General features: G+C 69.6%; 10 protein-coding genes and 2 tRNA genes. 5 read left to right on the forward strand and 7 right to left on the reverse strand.

Annotated elements, in window-relative coordinates; all coding sequences use genetic code 11:
• Positions 1-45: 45 nt before the first annotated feature.
• Positions 46-2,991 (reverse strand): PAS domain-containing protein, encoded by a 2,946-nt coding sequence (locus tag CJ301_RS10695; RefSeq protein ID WP_099277168.1) that lies wholly within the window; start codon positions 2,989-2,991, stop codon positions 46-48.
• 202 nt (positions 2,992-3,193) lie between these two features.
• Here CJ301_RS10695 and CJ301_RS10700 point away from each other — a divergent pair, with 202 nt between their 5' ends.
• From CJ301_RS10700 to CJ301_RS18975, 5 genes are all read left to right on the forward strand, one after another.
• Positions 3,194-4,330, forward strand: a complete 1,137-nt coding sequence (locus CJ301_RS10700) for a TRAP transporter substrate-binding protein (protein WP_099277170.1) — start codon at positions 3,194-3,196, stop codon at positions 4,328-4,330.
• Positions 4,331-4,392: 62 nt separating this feature from the next.
• Complete coding sequence (locus CJ301_RS10705) at positions 4,393-4,980, forward strand: TRAP transporter small permease subunit (protein ID WP_099277172.1); 588 nt, start codon at positions 4,393-4,395, stop codon at positions 4,978-4,980.
• 40 nt (positions 4,981-5,020) lie between these two features.
• Complete coding sequence (locus tag CJ301_RS10710) at positions 5,021-6,442, forward strand: TRAP transporter large permease (protein WP_099277174.1); 1,422 nt, start codon at positions 5,021-5,023, stop codon at positions 6,440-6,442.
• A gap of 7 nt (positions 6,443-6,449) precedes the next feature.
• The gene (locus tag CJ301_RS10715; protein ID WP_254050127.1) at positions 6,450-7,811 is read left to right on the forward strand and encodes an amidase; all 1,362 of its coding nucleotides are present in this window, start codon (positions 6,450-6,452) and stop codon (positions 7,809-7,811) included.
• Complete coding sequence (locus CJ301_RS18975) at positions 7,808-7,966, forward strand: hypothetical protein (RefSeq protein ID WP_099277178.1); 159 nt, start codon at positions 7,808-7,810, stop codon at positions 7,964-7,966. The genes CJ301_RS10715 and CJ301_RS18975 overlap by 4 nt, the downstream gene beginning before the upstream one ends.
• 96 nt (positions 7,967-8,062) lie before the next feature.
• Here the strand turns inward: CJ301_RS18975 and gndA are convergent, their stop codons facing one another.
• The 6 genes from gndA to CJ301_RS10750 all read right to left on the reverse strand — a co-directional run bounded on the left by gndA (position 8,063) and on the right by CJ301_RS10750 (position 14,293).
• Positions 8,063-9,481, reverse strand: a complete 1,419-nt coding sequence (gndA, locus tag CJ301_RS10725) for an NADP-dependent phosphogluconate dehydrogenase (protein ID WP_099277180.1) — start codon at positions 9,479-9,481, stop codon at positions 8,063-8,065.
• 131 nt (positions 9,482-9,612) lie between these two features.
• A tRNA-Glu gene (locus CJ301_RS10730) sits at positions 9,613-9,687 on the reverse strand.
• A gap of 51 nt (positions 9,688-9,738) precedes the next feature.
• Positions 9,739-9,813 (reverse strand) — tRNA-Glu (locus tag CJ301_RS10735).
• A gap of 100 nt (positions 9,814-9,913) precedes the next feature.
• Positions 9,914-11,659 carry a single-stranded-DNA-specific exonuclease RecJ gene (gene recJ, locus CJ301_RS10740; RefSeq protein WP_099277203.1) on the reverse strand — a complete coding sequence of 582 codons (1,746 nt, stop codon included), beginning with the start codon at positions 11,657-11,659 and terminating at the stop codon, positions 9,914-9,916.
• 183 nt (positions 11,660-11,842) lie between these two features.
• Complete coding sequence (gene glpX, locus CJ301_RS10745; protein WP_099277182.1) at positions 11,843-12,826, reverse strand: class II fructose-bisphosphatase; 984 nt, start codon at positions 12,824-12,826, stop codon at positions 11,843-11,845.
• A gap of 180 nt (positions 12,827-13,006) precedes the next feature.
• Positions 13,007-14,293, reverse strand: coding sequence for a homoserine dehydrogenase (locus CJ301_RS10750; protein WP_099277185.1), 1,287 nt, complete (start codon positions 14,291-14,293; stop codon positions 13,007-13,009).
• Positions 14,294-14,489 lie beyond the last annotated feature (196 nt).

The following is a 14,489-nucleotide window of genomic DNA, read 5'->3' on the forward strand; positions in this document are numbered from 1 at the left end:
GCGCAGAGCGAAAAGGGGCGGCGCCGGGCGCCGCCCCTTTTTCATTTACGGACGGGCCGGGGCGTGGGTCTGGCCCACGATGCGCAGCAGCGCCTCCTGGCCGAAGGGCTTGGTCAGCACCCGCGCGCCGGGCAGGGCCTCGGCGCCGGGCACGCTGTCGCGCCCGGTGGCGAAGATCACCGGCAGGTCGGGCTGGCGCGCCGCCGCCTCGCGCGCCACCTCAAGGCCCGAGCGGTCGGGCAGGCCCACATCGATCAAGAGCCGCTGGGCCGGGGCCTGCGCCAGAAGCGCCAGCGCCTCCGCGCCGGTCGCGGCCTCGCGGACCTCGGCGCCTGCGGCTTCGAGCATCTCCACCATGTCGAGCCGGATGAAGGTGTCGTCTTCGCAGACCACGATGCGCAGGCCGCGCACCGCCTCGGGCCCCGCGGCAGCCTGCGCGGGCGGGGTTTCGGGCAGAGTTTCGGGCACGGGGGCGAGCGGCGCGGCGGGGGGCGAGGCCTTGGCTTCGGGCATGGCTTCGGGGGCGGGAGGCCTGTCGTCGAGCAGGGCGCGCAGCCGCCGGGCGAGGGTTTCGCGCCCATAGGGCTTCGACAGAAGCTGGATGCCCCTGTCGAGCCGCCCGTCATGCACGATGGCATCGCGCGAATAGCCGGAAGCGAAGAGCACCGGCAGCCGCGGGCGGCGTTCCTGCGCGCGCATGGCCATTTCGCGGCTGGTGATCGTGCCGGGCATCACCACGTCGGTGAGCAGCAAGTCGAAGGCCTCGTCGCTCTCGATCACGGCCAGCCCGGCATCGGCGTCCTCGGCCTCGATCACGCTGTAGCCCAGATCGCGCAGCATCTCGGCCCCGACACGGCGCACATCCGCGTCGTCCTCGACCAGGAGCACGGTTTCGCTGCCGCCCGTCACCGGGCCGGTCCTGCGCTGCGGCACCTGCTGTTCCTGGCGCAGCGAGCGGGGCAGGTAGAGCCGCACCGTGGCCCCCGCGCCCGGCGCGCTCTCGATGGCGACATGGCCGCCCGACTGCTTGACGAAGCCATAGACCATCGCCAGGCCGAGCCCGGTGCCGCGGCCCTCGGGCTTGGTGGTGAAGAAGGGCTCGAAGATCTTTTCGATCACCTCCGGGCCCATGCCGCAGCCCTCGTCGACCACCGACAGGCGCACATATTCGCCCGGCACCACATCGGCCATCAGCCGCGCGGATTCCGCGTCGATCTCGCAATTCTCCAGCTCGATGAGCAGCCGGCCGCGCCCGCGCATGGCGTCGCGCGCATTGACCACGAGGTTGATCAGCGCGTTTTCGAGATTGGCGACATCGACCAGCGTGTTCCACAGCCCCCCGGTGACGGCGGTCTCGATCCGCACGCCTTCGCCCACGGCCGAGTGCAGGATCGGCGCGACATCGTTCAGCATTCGCCCCAGATCCACCGCCCGCGGCTCCAGCGGCTGTCGGCGGCCGAAGGCAAGAAGCTGCGCGGCCAGCGTGGCGCCGCGCTCGACCGCGCTCATCGCCTGATCGAGACGCGCCTCCGAAAGCCGGTCCTGCGCCAGCTCGCGCCGGGCCAGTTGCAGGCTGCCGGTGATCGCCTGCAGCAGGTTGTTGAAATCATGCGCCACGCCACCGGCGAGGTTGCCGATCGCCTCCATCTTCTGGCTCTGGCGCAGCGTCGCGTTGACGCGTTCGAGCTCGCGGTTGCGCTGGGCGACGCGCTCTTCGAGCGTGGCGTTGAGATCGGCCAGCGCCGCCTCGGTGATCTTGCGGTCCTCGATATCGGTGTTGGTGCCGATCCACTGGGTCACCGCGCCATCCGCGTCGCGCACCGGCACCGCCCGCACCAGAAACCAGCGATAGCCGTCCTCGCGGTCCCTTATCCGGAATTCGGCGTCGTAGGGGATGCCCTTTTCGATCGAGGCGGCCCAGATCGGCTGCACCCGGTCGCGGTCCTCGGGGTGAACCACGCGGGCCCAGTTCTCGCCCAGGATCTCGTCGCCCTGCGCGCCGGTGAAGTCGTAGATCCGGTCGCTGGCCCAGTCGAGCCGGCCATCGGGGCGCGCGGTCCAGACATGGTCGGGCATGTTCTGCGCCAGGGTCGCGAACCGCTCGGCGGCGCGGCGCTGCTCGTCCTCGGCGCGCTTCTGGGCGGTGACGTCATGGCCCTGCACGAGAATGCCGACGGTCTTGCCATCGGGCCCGCCCAGCGGCTGGTAGACGAAATCCACGAAGACCTCGGTGGGCGGGCCGTCCGCGGTGTGGACGAAGGCCTGCGCGCCGCGCAGGGCGAAGGGCTCGCCGGTCTCGTAGACCCGGTCGAGCATGTCGATGAAGCCCTGCTCGCGCAATTCGGGAAGCGCCTCGGCGGCGGGCCGGCCGATCAGCTGCCGCTCGGGGCCGGCGATTCGCCGGTATTCGAGATTGGCCAGCCGGAAGACATGGTCGGGACCGGCATGGATGGCGATGATGCTGGGGGCCTGGTCGAAGACCGTCTCGAAGAACTGCGTGGCGAGGCCGAGCTCGAGATTCTGCTGCGCCACCGTCTCGGCGCGCAGCAGCACGCCGTTCTCGGGGGCGGAGCCGGCAGCGGGGCGGTCCGCTGCCGCGCCGCGATGCGCCTTCATGTAGAGATCGGTCACGTCCTGCGTGTTCTGCAGCAGGTATGCCACCTCTCCCGCGTCATTCAGGATCGGCGTATGGGTCGCGCTCCAGTAGCGGTGCGCGACGGCGCCGTCGGCGGTGGCGATCGGGTAGGGGATCAGCGGCAGGTGATCGGTCCGCCCCAGGGAAAACACCCTGTCGAACGAGGCCTGCAGCATTGCCTCCGCCTCGCCCTCGGCCGGGAACATCTCGGTCACGACACGCCCGAGGATCTCTTCGGGCGCTCTGCCCAGCACATCGTAATAGGCGCGGTTCGCCCAGACGAAGCGCAGCTCGCGATCGAGCAGCATGTAGGCCGTGGGGGCCTTGTCGAAGATCTCGCTGACATCGACGCCCATGGAACCGTCCCTCGAAAAATCTCAAGCCAGACAGATATATCCGGCAGGGCCGCGGGAGCAAGGCGGGCCGCCCGATCATCGTTCAGCCCTGCCGCCGAAGTGGTCAAGAATAATTACCAGTTGCCTTTGACGCCCCGAGACGGAATGATCGGGGAGGCCGCGCGGGGGAGCGCCGGCCCAATCGAACATCTGGGAGGAGTTCATGACAGTTACCCCTAAGAAGACCGCGCAGGTGTCGCGGCGTTCGTTCCTGCGCCGCGGTGCGCTCGGCGCGGGCGTCACCGCGGCCGGCGGTCTCGCCGCGCCCGCCGTGCTGGCCCAGAGCCCGATCGTGGTGAAGCTGCAGACGTCCTGGCCCGCCTCGGACATCTGGCAGGAGATGGCGCAGGCCTATGCCGACCGCGTCGAGGCGATGTCGGGCGGCCGGCTCAAGGTCGACGTGCTGCCCGCGGGCGCCGTTGTCGCGGCCTTCCAGGTGATGGATGCGGTGAGCGACGGCCTGATCGACATGGCCCATTCGGTGCCGGTCTACTGGTACGGCAAGAACAAGGCCGCCTCGCTGTTCGGCACCGGCCCGGTCTTCGGCGGCTCGGCCGACACCATGCTCGGCTGGTTCTATGCCGGCGGCGGGCGCGAGTTCTATGCCGAGCTGATGGACACGATGGGTCTCGACGTCGAGGGCATGCTGGGCTTCCCGATGCCGGCGCAGCCCTTCGGCTGGTTCAAGAACGAGGTCGCCTCGGTCGATGACATAAAGGGCCTGAAATACCGCACCGTGGGCCTTGCGGCCGACCTGATGCAGTCGATGGGCATGTCGGTGGCGCAGCTGCCGGGCGGCGAGATCGTGCCGGCCATGGAGCGCGGCGTGATCGACGCCTTCGAGTTCAACAACCCGACCTCCGACAGCCGCTTCGGCGCGCAGGACGTGGCCAAGAACTACTACCTGTCGTCCTACCACCAGGCCTCCGAGAGCTTCGAGTTCCTGTTCTCCAAGAGCTTCCTCGAAAGCCTCGACCCCGACCTGCAGGCGATCATGCGCCACGCGGTGGAGGCGGCTTCGACCGCGAACTCCGCGACCGCGCTCGACCAGTATTCGCGCGATCTGCAGAAGCTTTCGGAAAGCGGCGTCACCGTGCACCGCACGCCGCAGGCGATCCTTTCGGCCCAGCTCGACGCCTGGGACGCGCTGATCCCCGAGCTGGAGCAGGACGACTTCATGAAGCGCGTGCTCGACAGCCAGCGCGAATGGGTCGAACGCGTGACCTACTACACGCTGATGAACTCGCCCGACTACCAGCTCGCCTACGAGCACTACTACCCGGGCAAGCTGGCGCTCTGAGCCGGACCTGACCGCCCGGCGGCGCCACCGCGTCGCCGGGCCCTCATCGATACGGGACGCGAATGCTCGGATACATCAAATTCGCCGACGCCCTTTCCGCCGCCTTCGGCAAGGTCTTCGGCTGGCTCATCGTGCTGATGACCTTCGGGGTCAGCTACGAGGTCTTCGTGCGCTACGTGCTGGGCTCGCCCACGCCATGGGCGCTCGACATCTCCTTCATCATGTACGGCACATTGTTCATGCTCGGCGGCGCCTACACGCTGTCGCGCGGCGGCCATGTGCGCGGCGACTTCCTCTACCGGCTCTGGCCCGTGCGGGTGCAGGCCGCGGTCGACGGGCTCCTTTACATCATCTTCTTCTTTCCCGGCGTGCTGGCGCTGGTCTTCGCGGGCTGGAAATACGCAAGCCGCTCCTGGCAATACGGCGAGGTTTCGGTGAACAGCCCGGCGGGCGTGCCGATCTACCAGTTCAAGACGGTGATCGTCGCCGCGGGCATCCTGCTGGCGATCCAGGGGCTCGCGCAGCTCTTCCGCTGCATCCTCGCGATGCGCGACGGCGTCTGGCTGGCCGCGGCCGAGGATGTCGAGGAGACCGAGGCGCTGCTGATCAAGCAGATGACCGCCCCCTCCGACCACCCGGACATGAAATGACGCGCGGCTTCCGCGTTGAACCGATACGGAGCGCACGCACGTGACCGAACCGCAAATCGCCCTGATGATGCTGGGCGTCTTCATCTGCCTTGTCTTCCTGGGCTTTCCCATCGCCTTCACGCTGATGGCGCTCGGCATCGGCTTTGGCTACTTCGCCTATTTCGATGCCCGCCGCATGTGGCGCGACTACGACCGGCTCGACCTCGAGATCGCCTCGTGGTGGGAGAGCACATCGGCCTGGATCGACGGCTTCTTCAACAACCGGGTCTTCGACCTCTTCATCAACCAGACCTACACGGTGATGTCGAACGAGGTGCTGACCGCCGTGCCGCTGTTTCTCTTCATGGGCTACATCGTGGAGCGGGCCAACATCGTCGACCGGCTCTTCACCACGCTCAACATCGCCTCCAAGAACGTGCCCGGTTCCATGGGCGTGGCCGCGCTCATCACCTGCGCGCTCTTCGCCACCGCCACCGGCATCGTCGGCGCGGTGGTGACGCTGATGGGCCTTCTGGCGCTGCCCGCCATGCTCAAGGCGCGCTACGACACCTCGTTCGCCACCGGCATCATCTGCGCGGGCGGCACGCTGGGCATCCTGATCCCGCCCTCGATCATGCTGATCGTCTATGCGGCGGCTTCGGGCGTCTCGATCGTGCGGCTCTATGCGGGCGCGCTGCTGCCGGGCCTCGTCCTCGTCGGGCTCTACCTCACCTACGTGATCGGCCGCTCGATCCTGCAGCCCTCGGTCGCCCCCCGCCCGACCAGGGAGGAGGTGCCGGACGTCCCCTTCCTCAAGCTGCTGTGGATGCTCTTCACCTCCTTCTTCCCGCTGGCGGTGCTGATCCTGTCGGTGCTGGGCTCGATCCTGTTCGGCCTTGCCACGCCGACCGAGGCGGCGGCGATCGGCGCTCTGGGCGGCATGGTGCTGGCGGTGATCTACCGCGCCATGACCTTCCAGCGGCTGCGCGAAAGCGTCTACCTCACGGTGCGCACGACGGCTATGGTGTGCTGGCTCTTCGTCGGCTCCTACATCTTCTCCTCCGTCTTCTCCTATCTGGGCGGCGAGCACCTGATCTCGGAGTTCGTCTCGGGGCTCGACCTGACGCCGGTGCAGTTCCTGATCCTCGCGCAGCTGATCATCTTCCTTCTGGGCTGGCCGCTCGAATGGTCGGAGATCATCATCATCTTCGTGCCGATCTTCCTGCCGCTTCTGGAGATCTTCGGGGTCGATCCGCTGTTCTTCGGCATCCTCGTGGCGCTGAACCTGCAGACCTCCTTCCTGACGCCGCCGATGGCGATGTCGGCCTACTATCTCAAGGGCATCGCGCCCCCCGAGGTGCGGCTGACGCAGATCTTCAAGGGAATCCTGCCTTTCCTCGCCATGGTGATGGTGTCGATGGTGCTGGTCTATGTCTTCCCGCAACTGGTCTTCGGCCTGCCGGAGCTGTTCTATGGGCGCTGAGATGAACATGAAACCGATGCCCAAGGGCCATGTCGCCATGCTCGACCTTTCGGCGCGCGAACTGCGCGACCGGATGGCCTCGGGCGCGCTCGACGCCACCGACCTGGTGCAGGCCTGTCTCGACCGGATCGCGGCACTGGAGCCTCAGGTGCAGGCCTGGGCCTGGCTCGACGGCGATCATGCCGCCCGCCAGGCGCAGGCGCTCGACGCCGCGCGCCGGGCCGGGCGGCCGACGGGGCCGCTGCACGGGCTGCCCGTGGCGCTCAAGGACGTGATCGACACGGCGAAGATCCCGACCCAGAACGGCACGCCGCTCGACGAGGGCAGGGTGCCCGAAAAGGACGCGGCCCTCGTCGAGCGGCTGCGGGCGGCGGGCGCCATCATCATCGGCAAGACGGTGACGGCGGAGCTGGCCTTCATGCACCCCGGCAAGACCCGCAACCCGCACGACCCGGCGCGCACGCCGGGCGGCTCCTCCTCGGGCTCGGCGGCGGCGGTGACCGCCGGCATGGTGCCGCTCGCGGTCGGCACGCAGACCGGCGGCTCGGTGATCCGGCCCGCCGCGTTTTGCGGCACGGTGGGGTTCAAGCCGAGCTTCGGCGCGATCCCCCGGACCGGCGTTCTGAGCCAGTCGCCCAGCCTCGACACGATCGGCGTCTTTGCCCGCACCGTCGAGGACGCGGCGCTGCTGGCCGAGGTGCTCTTCGGCCATGACGCGGGCGACCGGGCCACCGCGCCCGCGCCGGCACCACGCCTGCACGCGACCGCGATGACCGCGCCGCCGGTGCGCCCGACGCTGGCCTTCCTGCGCCCGCCAAGCTGGGAGCAGGCGGATGCCGACACCCATGCGGGCTTCGAGGAGCTGGTCGAGGCGCTGGGCGAGCAATGTTTCAAAGCCGCGCTGCCGAGCGCCTTCGACGAAGCCGCCGAGATCCGCGAGCGCATCAATCTCGCCGAGATGGCCAAATCCTTCTACGCCTACGAAAAGCGGGGCAGGGAGCGGCTTTCGGAGGAGATGCGCGCAGCACTCGACCGGGGCAAGACCATCCCCGCGCGCGACTACATCGCCGCGCTCGACTGGCCGGACGTGCTCTATGCCGGGCTCGACGAGATCTTCGAACGCTGCGACGCGATCCTCGCCCCCGCCGCGCTCGGCCCCGCGCCCGAGGGCCATGCCAGCACCGGCGATTCGATCTTCAACGGGCTCTGGACGCTGTGCGGCACGCCCGCCGTGACCGTGCCGATCCTGCAATCCGAAACCGGCCTGCCGATGGGCGCGCAGCTCGTCGGACGGCGCGGCGACGATGCCCGCCTGCTGCGCACCGCGCGTTGGCTCGAGGGCCTTCTGTCAGAGGAGACCGCGCAATGATCCCCCGTCTCATGACCTATGTGGCGCTGGCCTTCTTCCTCGCGTTCCTCGGCATCCTGATGTGGCACATCCCGCGCTTCGATCTCGGCCTCGTGCTGGCGGTCACCGTGGGGCTGGTGCTGTGGGACGTGTTCAGCACCTCCTTCGACAGCTAGGCCGCGCATGAAAAAGCCGGGCGGCCCCGATGGGGCGCCCGGCGATGCGGCAGGACGCCGCCCGCAGGAGCGGGCGGCGTCTTTCGTCATGAAGGGTCAGACGCCGTGGCCGTGCCAGGGGCCATGCGCGTCCTCGATGCCGTCGATGCGCTCGAAGCCGTGCTCGCCGAAATAGTCGCGCTGCGCCTGGATCATGTTGGCCGTGCCGCGCGCGGTGCGCATCGCGTCGAAATAGCTCAGCCCCGAGGAGAGCGCCGGCATCGGGTGGCCGTAGCGCGCGCCGATGGCGACAAGCTCGCGCAGCGCGACATGCCCCTCGCGCAGATGCCGCGCGAAGACCGGGGCCAGCATCAGGTTGCGGTCCTCGTCCTCGGTCAGCGCCGAAGCCATGTCGTCGAGCATCGCCGAGCGGATGATGCAGCCCTCGCGCCAGACCCGCGCGATCGCCGGGAGCGGCAGCGTCCAGCCGAACTGCTCGGAGGCGGCGGCGATCATGTCGAAGCCCTGCGCGTAGCACAGCACCTTGCCCGCGATCAGCGCGCGCTCCAGCATCTCGTCGGAGACCGCGCCCTCGGGGATCTTCGTCGGCGCCGCGCCGAACAGGTCCTCGCCCTCGCGCCGCGCGGCGACCCGGCTCGACAGGTTGCGCGCCACCACGGCGGCCTCGATCGCGGGGATCGGCGCGGCAAGGTGCTGCGCCTCGATCGCGGTCCAGCGGCCGGTGCCCTTCTGGCCCGCCTTGTCGAGGATGAGGTCGATCATCGGCTCGCCGGTGTGCTTGTCGGCGGCCTTGGTTACGATCGAGGAGATCTCGATCAGGTAGGATTTCAGCGCGCCCTCGTTGAACCGCGCGAAGGCGTCGCCGATGGCATCCGCCTTCATCTCCAGCCCGTCGCGCATCACGCCGTAGACTTCGGCGATCATCTGCATGTCGGCGTATTCGATGCCGTTATGCACCGCCTTGACGAAATGGCCCGCGCCCTCGCGGCCCATCCAGTCGGCGCAGGGCTCGCCCTCGAACTTGGCGGCGATGGCGGTGAGGATCGGCTCGACCCGGTCCCAATGCGCCTTTTCGCCGCCGCCCATGATCGCAGGGCCGTGCCGTGCGCCGGCCTCGCCGCCCGAGACGCCGATGCCGAGAAACGGCTTGTCGCCGGCTTCGCGCGCGCGGCGGTTGGTGTCGTGGAAGTTGGCGTTGCCCGCGTCGATGATCATGTCGTCATCGTCGAGCAGCGGGCGCAGCTTGGCGATCTGCTCATCGACGGGCTCGCCCGCGGGCACCATCAGGATGATTGCGCGCGGCTTGGCGATGGCGGCGACCAGCTCCTCGTGGGTCTCGGTCGGAATCACCTTTTCGGCCAGATCGCCGGCCTCGTCGTGAAAGGCGTGGGTGACATCGGCGCGGCGGTTCCAGACCGCGATCGGAAAGCCCTTTTCGGCGATGTTGAGCGCGAGCGCGCTGCCCATGGTGCCAAGGCCGATCAGGCCGATCTTCGCTTTGTCCTGGTGTGCCACGGCGCGGCCCTCCCTGTCTGGTATACCGCGCCAGCTTTATCGACACGCGCGCGGGGGAACAACCAAGCACGCGCGGATCGGGCCGCATCTTGGCGCGAGGGCAGGAGCAGAGGGGAGAAGGAAAGGCGTCGTGGCAGCCCGTAGGGGAATCGAACCCCTCTTTCCAGGTTGAAAACCTGGCGTCCTAACCGATAGACGAACGGGCCACACTGACGACAGCTTCGGTTTCGCTTGCGCGACCTGAAGCCGTGAACCGATGGCAGCCCGTAGGGGAATCGAACCCCTCTTTCCAGGTTGAAAACCTGGCGTCCTAACCGATAGACGAACGGGCCGCTCGTCGGTGAGGCGGTGTTTAGGAGAAGCGCCCCGGCCTCGCAAGGGGAAAATCGCCGATCCGCGAAATTGCCGTGGGGGCAAAGGCGCTTCGTGCGGTCAGCCCGCCGGGGCGGCGTCGTCGAGCCGAAGCTGCACCGAGCGGCGGCCCTTCCAGATGTTGAGATCGAGCTTGCCGGCAAGGTGGAAGCGCGCGCCGCCATGGCGGGTGAAGGCCGCGCCCATCGGCCCGTCCATGGCGCCAAAGGCGATGCCGTCGAGCCGCTTGCCCATGCCGTCGCCGAAGGCGATCTTGAGGTGTCCCTGTCCGACTTCGCGCACGTCGTGCAGCATCACGTCGGGAAAGGCGAAGCGCGGCGCGGGGGCGGCGGCGCCGAAGGGGCCCGCGGCCTCGATCCGTTCGATCAGCTCCAGCGTCGCCGCATTGGGCATCAGCACCGAATCGAGCCGCAGGTCACGCGGGCCACCCGCGCCCGCACCCTGTTTTTCCAAAAGCTCCGCAAGCCGCGCCATGGCGGGCTCGATCATGCCCTCCTCGACGGTGAGGCCCGCGGCCATCTTGTGCCCGCCGCCGCGCAGCAGGAGCCCCTCGGCCGCGACACGGTGGATCGCGGCACCCAGATCGATGCCGGGCACCGAACGGGCCGAGCCCTTGCCGATGCCGTCCTCGACGCCGATGACGACGGCGGGGCGGTTGGTCGCCTCCTTCATCCGCGCCGCCGCGATGCCGACCACGCCCGGATGCCAGCCCGCGCCCGCCGCCCAGGCGAGCGGGCCGTCCACGCCGCGCGCCTCGGCCTGTTCGAGTGCCGCGTCACGCACCCGCGCCTCGATCTCGCGCCGCTCGCGGTTCAGGTGATCGAGCTTCTCGGCCAGTGCCGCCGCCTCGTGCGGATCGTCGGTGGACAGAAGCCGCGCGCCGAGGTCGGACTTGCCGATCCGCCCGCCCGCGTTGACCCGCGGGCCCAGCAGGTAGCCGAGGTGATAGGCGGTGGGCGGCACGTCGAGCCCTGCCACGTCGGCGAGCGCCACGAGGCCCGCGCGCTGCCGCCGCGCCATGACCTGCAGCCCGGTGCGCACCAGCGCCCGGTTGACGCCGATGAGCGGCGCCACGTCGGCCACGGTGGCCAGCGCCACGAGGTCTAGCATCGCCATCAGGTCCGGCCCGCGCTTGCCCGCCTCGCGCAGCTGCCGGTTCAGCTCCACCAGAAGCAGGAACACCACGGCGGCGGCGCAGAGATGCGCGAGATCGCCGCTCTCGTCCTGCCGGTTGGGGTTCACCACCGCCACCGCCTCGGGCAGCGTCTCGCCTCCCAGGTGATGGTCGAGCACGACGACATCCGCGCCCTTCGCGGCGGCGATGGGCTCGTGGCTCAGCGTGCCGCAATCGACGCAGATGATCAGGTCGTGATCGCGCGCCAGCCGTTCCATCGCCGGGGCGTTGGGGCCGTAGCCCTCCTCGATCCGGTCGGGGATGTAGAGCGTCGCGCGCAGGCCCATCTGCCGCAGCCAGACCATGAGCAGCGCCGCCGAAGAGCCGCCATCGACATCGTAATCGGCGAAGATGGCGATGCGCTCGCGCCCGCGCACCGCCTGCATCACCCTCTCGGCGGCGCGGCCCATGTCGCGCAAGGACAGCGGGTCGGGCAGCAGGTCGCGCAGGGTGGGGGCGAGAAAGCCCGCCATGTCCTTTGCGGTGACGCCGCGCCCGACAAGCGCGTGGCACAGCGGCAGGGGCAGGTCGCAGCCCTGCATCATGGCCTGGGCGAGGCGGTCGGCCTCGGCGGAGGGGCCGACCCAGCGGCGGCCGGTCAGCGAGGCGGAGACGTTGAGAAAGTCTGGCATGGCGCCGGTGTCGCCCGAAAGCGCCTCGCAAGGCAAGCCCGGAGAGAGGGCCGCGCGCTCACCCTCGCGCGACCGGGGCGGCGCGCCGGTGAGGGTGCGCGCGCCCCATGGTTCATTTTCCCGAAAATACGCCGGGGGGAGGCCGAAGGCCGGGGGGCAGCGCCCCCCTGACCGGGTGCCGTCTCAGCGGCCGGGCTGGCTGCGCTCGACCGGGTTGCGGTAGAACATGCGCCGCACCGAGCCGGTCTTGGAGCGCATCAGGATCGTCTCGGCGGTGAGATAGTCGCCGTCGCGACGGATGCCGGGCACGAGGTTGCCGTCGGTGACGCCGGTGGCGGCGAAGATCACGTCGCCGGTGACCAGCTCGTCGCGGGCATAGATCCGGTCGAGATCCTCGATCCCGGCCTTGCGGGCGCGGCCCTTCTCGTCATCGTTGCGGAACAGCAGCCGGCCATACATCTGCCCGCCCATGCATTTGAGCGCCGCCGCCGCGAGCACGCCCTCGGGCGCGCCACCCGAGCCCATGTACATGTCGATCCCGGTCTTGGCGGGCTCGGCGCAATGCATCACGCCCGCCACGTCGCCATCGGTGATCAGGCGGATCGCGGCGCCGGTGGAGCGCAGCTCGGCGATCATCTCCTCGTGGCGCGGACGCTCCAGCACGCAGACGGTGATGTCGCCCGCATCGGTGCCCTTGGCCTTGGCCAGCGCCGCGACCCGCTCGGCGGGGCTCATGTCGAGCGAGACGACGCCATCGGCAAAGCCCGGCCCGATCGCGAGCTTGTCCATGTAGACGTCGGGGGCGTGCAGCATCGAGCCGCGCGGGCCCATGGCGATCACGGTCAGCGCGTTGGGCATGTCCTTGGCGGTCAGCGTCGTGCCCTCGAGCGGGTCGAGCGCGATGTCCACGGCCGGGCCCTCGCCGGTGCCGACCTCCTCGCCGATATAGAGCATCGGCGCTTCGTCCCGCTCGCCCTCGCCGATCACCACCGTGCCCGCGATGTCGAGCATGTTGAGCTGGGTGCGCATGGCATTGACGGCGGCCTGGTCGGCGGCCTTCTCGTCGCCGCGGCCGATCAGCGGCGCGCAGGCGATGGCCGCGGCCTCCGATACCCGGGCGAGGCCGAGCGACAGCATGCGGTCATGGAATTCGGGGGCTTGGGGCATCGGGGCATCCTCGGGCAATCGTGAGCGTTGCCTCGACCTAACCGGGCCTTTCGCGCAGTGACAAGCGCGTGAGGGGATGTTTGCGCAAACGGTCGCACGTCCCGTGGCACGGTGCGCCAGGCTCTCCCGGCGCGCCATGCGTATTTGAAGAAAGATGAACCGAAAGGGCGCGCGCCCCGGTCAGACCTGCTCGATGCGGATCGCGACGGGGGCGCCTTGCACCACGCCCGTCGCCTCGAAGGCGGACAGCGCCTCTTCGAGCGCGAAGCGCGTGGTCTTGTGGGTGACGATCAGCACCGGGGCGGAGACGTCCTCGTGGTCGTATTGGCGCATCCGGTCGATCGAGATGCCGGATTCGCCCAGCACGCGCGCGACCTTGGCCAGAGCGCCCGGCTTGTCCAGAAGGCGCATGCGCAGGTAGTAGGGCGCGGGCACGGCGGCCTGCGCCGCACGCGCGGCGCGCAGGCCCGCGGCGGGCTGGCCGAAGACCGGCAGCCGCAGCCCCCGCGCGAGATCCATCACGTCGCCCATCACGGCGCTGGCGGTCGGGCCCGCGCCCGCGCCCGGCCCGCGCAGCACGATCTGGCCGATCGCGTCGCCTTCGAGCACGACCATGTTGGTGCCGCCTTCGAGCTGGCCCAAGGGCGAGCTGTCGGGCACGAGGCAGGGCGACATGCGCTGCTCGAGCCCCCGCCCGGTCATCTGCGCCACGCCCAGAAGCTTGATCCGAAAGCCCATGTCGGCGGCGTGGGTGATGTCCTCGATGGTGATCGCGCCGATGCCTTCGAGCTCGACGCCCGAAAAATCGACCCTGGTGCCGAAGGCGATCGAGGCCAGCAGCGCCAGCTTGTGGCCCGCGTCGATCCCGCCCACGTCGAGCTGCGGATCGGCCTCCAGATAGCCAAGATCGGCGGCCTCCTGGAACACCGCGTCATAGGGCAGCCCCGCGCTCTGCATCCGGGTCAGGATGTAGTTGCAGGTGCCGTTCATGACGCCCATCACGCGGGTCATCTCGTTGCCCGCCAGCGATTCGGTCAGCGCCTTGATGACGGGGATGCCGCCCGCGACGGCGGCCTCGAAGCGGATCACCCGGCCTTGCGCCTCGGCCCGCTCGGCCAGCGCCTGGCCGTGATGGGCGAGCAGCGCCTTGTTGGCGGTGACCACGTCCTTGCCCGCGTCGAGCGCGGTCTCGACCACCTGCTTTGCGATGCCCTCATGGCCGCCCATCAGCTCCAGCACCACGTCGACATCGTCGCGCGCGGCCAGCGTGGCGGCGTCGTCCTCCCAGGCATAGGCCGAAAGATCGACGCCGCGGTCGCGGCTGCGGTCGCGGGCGGAGACGGCGGTGATCTCGACGCCGCGCCCGGCGCGGGCGGCGAGCAGTTCGGGATGCGACTGGACGATGCGGACGACCCCCGCGCCGACGGTTCCGAGACCGGCGATTCCGAGGCGAAGGGGAGAAGTCATGCGAAAGGCTCCGGTCTGTCTGTCGGGCGATGTGGAATGCGCGCGACTGTTAGCCCGTGCGGGGCCTCACTGCAACGCGGCAGGCAGCGCCACGCCCGCATCGAGCCGCGCGCGTGTCTCGGGCGCGATCACCGGCCCGCCGCGCAGCGCCGCGGCGCGCGCTTCCAGCGCGGCGGCGCGGCCGGGCGCGGGCGAT

This window comes from Limimaricola cinnabarinus (assembly GCF_002723615.1).
Lineage (GTDB): Bacteria > Pseudomonadota > Alphaproteobacteria > Rhodobacterales > Rhodobacteraceae > Limimaricola > Limimaricola cinnabarinus_B.

Excerpts from the sequence above, each read along its gene's own strand:
- CJ301_RS10705 (WP_099277172.1), top strand. The coding sequence starts at position 4,393 with ATGCTCGGATACATCAAATTCGCCGACGCCCTTTCCGCCGCCTTCGGC.
- CJ301_RS10695 (WP_099277168.1), bottom strand. The coding sequence starts at position 2,991 with ATGGGCGTCGATGTCAGCGAGATCTTCGACAAGGCCCCCACGGCCTAC.
- CJ301_RS10715 (WP_254050127.1), top strand. The coding sequence starts at position 6,450 with ATGAAACCGATGCCCAAGGGCCATGTCGCCATGCTCGACCTTTCGGCG.
- CJ301_RS10700 (WP_099277170.1), top strand. The coding sequence starts at position 3,194 with ATGACAGTTACCCCTAAGAAGACCGCGCAGGTGTCGCGGCGTTCGTTC.
- glpX (WP_099277182.1), bottom strand. The coding sequence starts at position 12,826 with ATGCCCCAAGCCCCCGAATTCCATGACCGCATGCTGTCGCTCGGCCTC.
- CJ301_RS18975 (WP_099277178.1), top strand. The coding sequence starts at position 7,808 with ATGATCCCCCGTCTCATGACCTATGTGGCGCTGGCCTTCTTCCTCGCG.
- recJ (WP_099277203.1), bottom strand. The coding sequence starts at position 11,659 with ATGCCAGACTTTCTCAACGTCTCCGCCTCGCTGACCGGCCGCCGCTGG.
- CJ301_RS10750 (WP_099277185.1), bottom strand. The coding sequence starts at position 14,293 with ATGACTTCTCCCCTTCGCCTCGGAATCGCCGGTCTCGGAACCGTCGGC.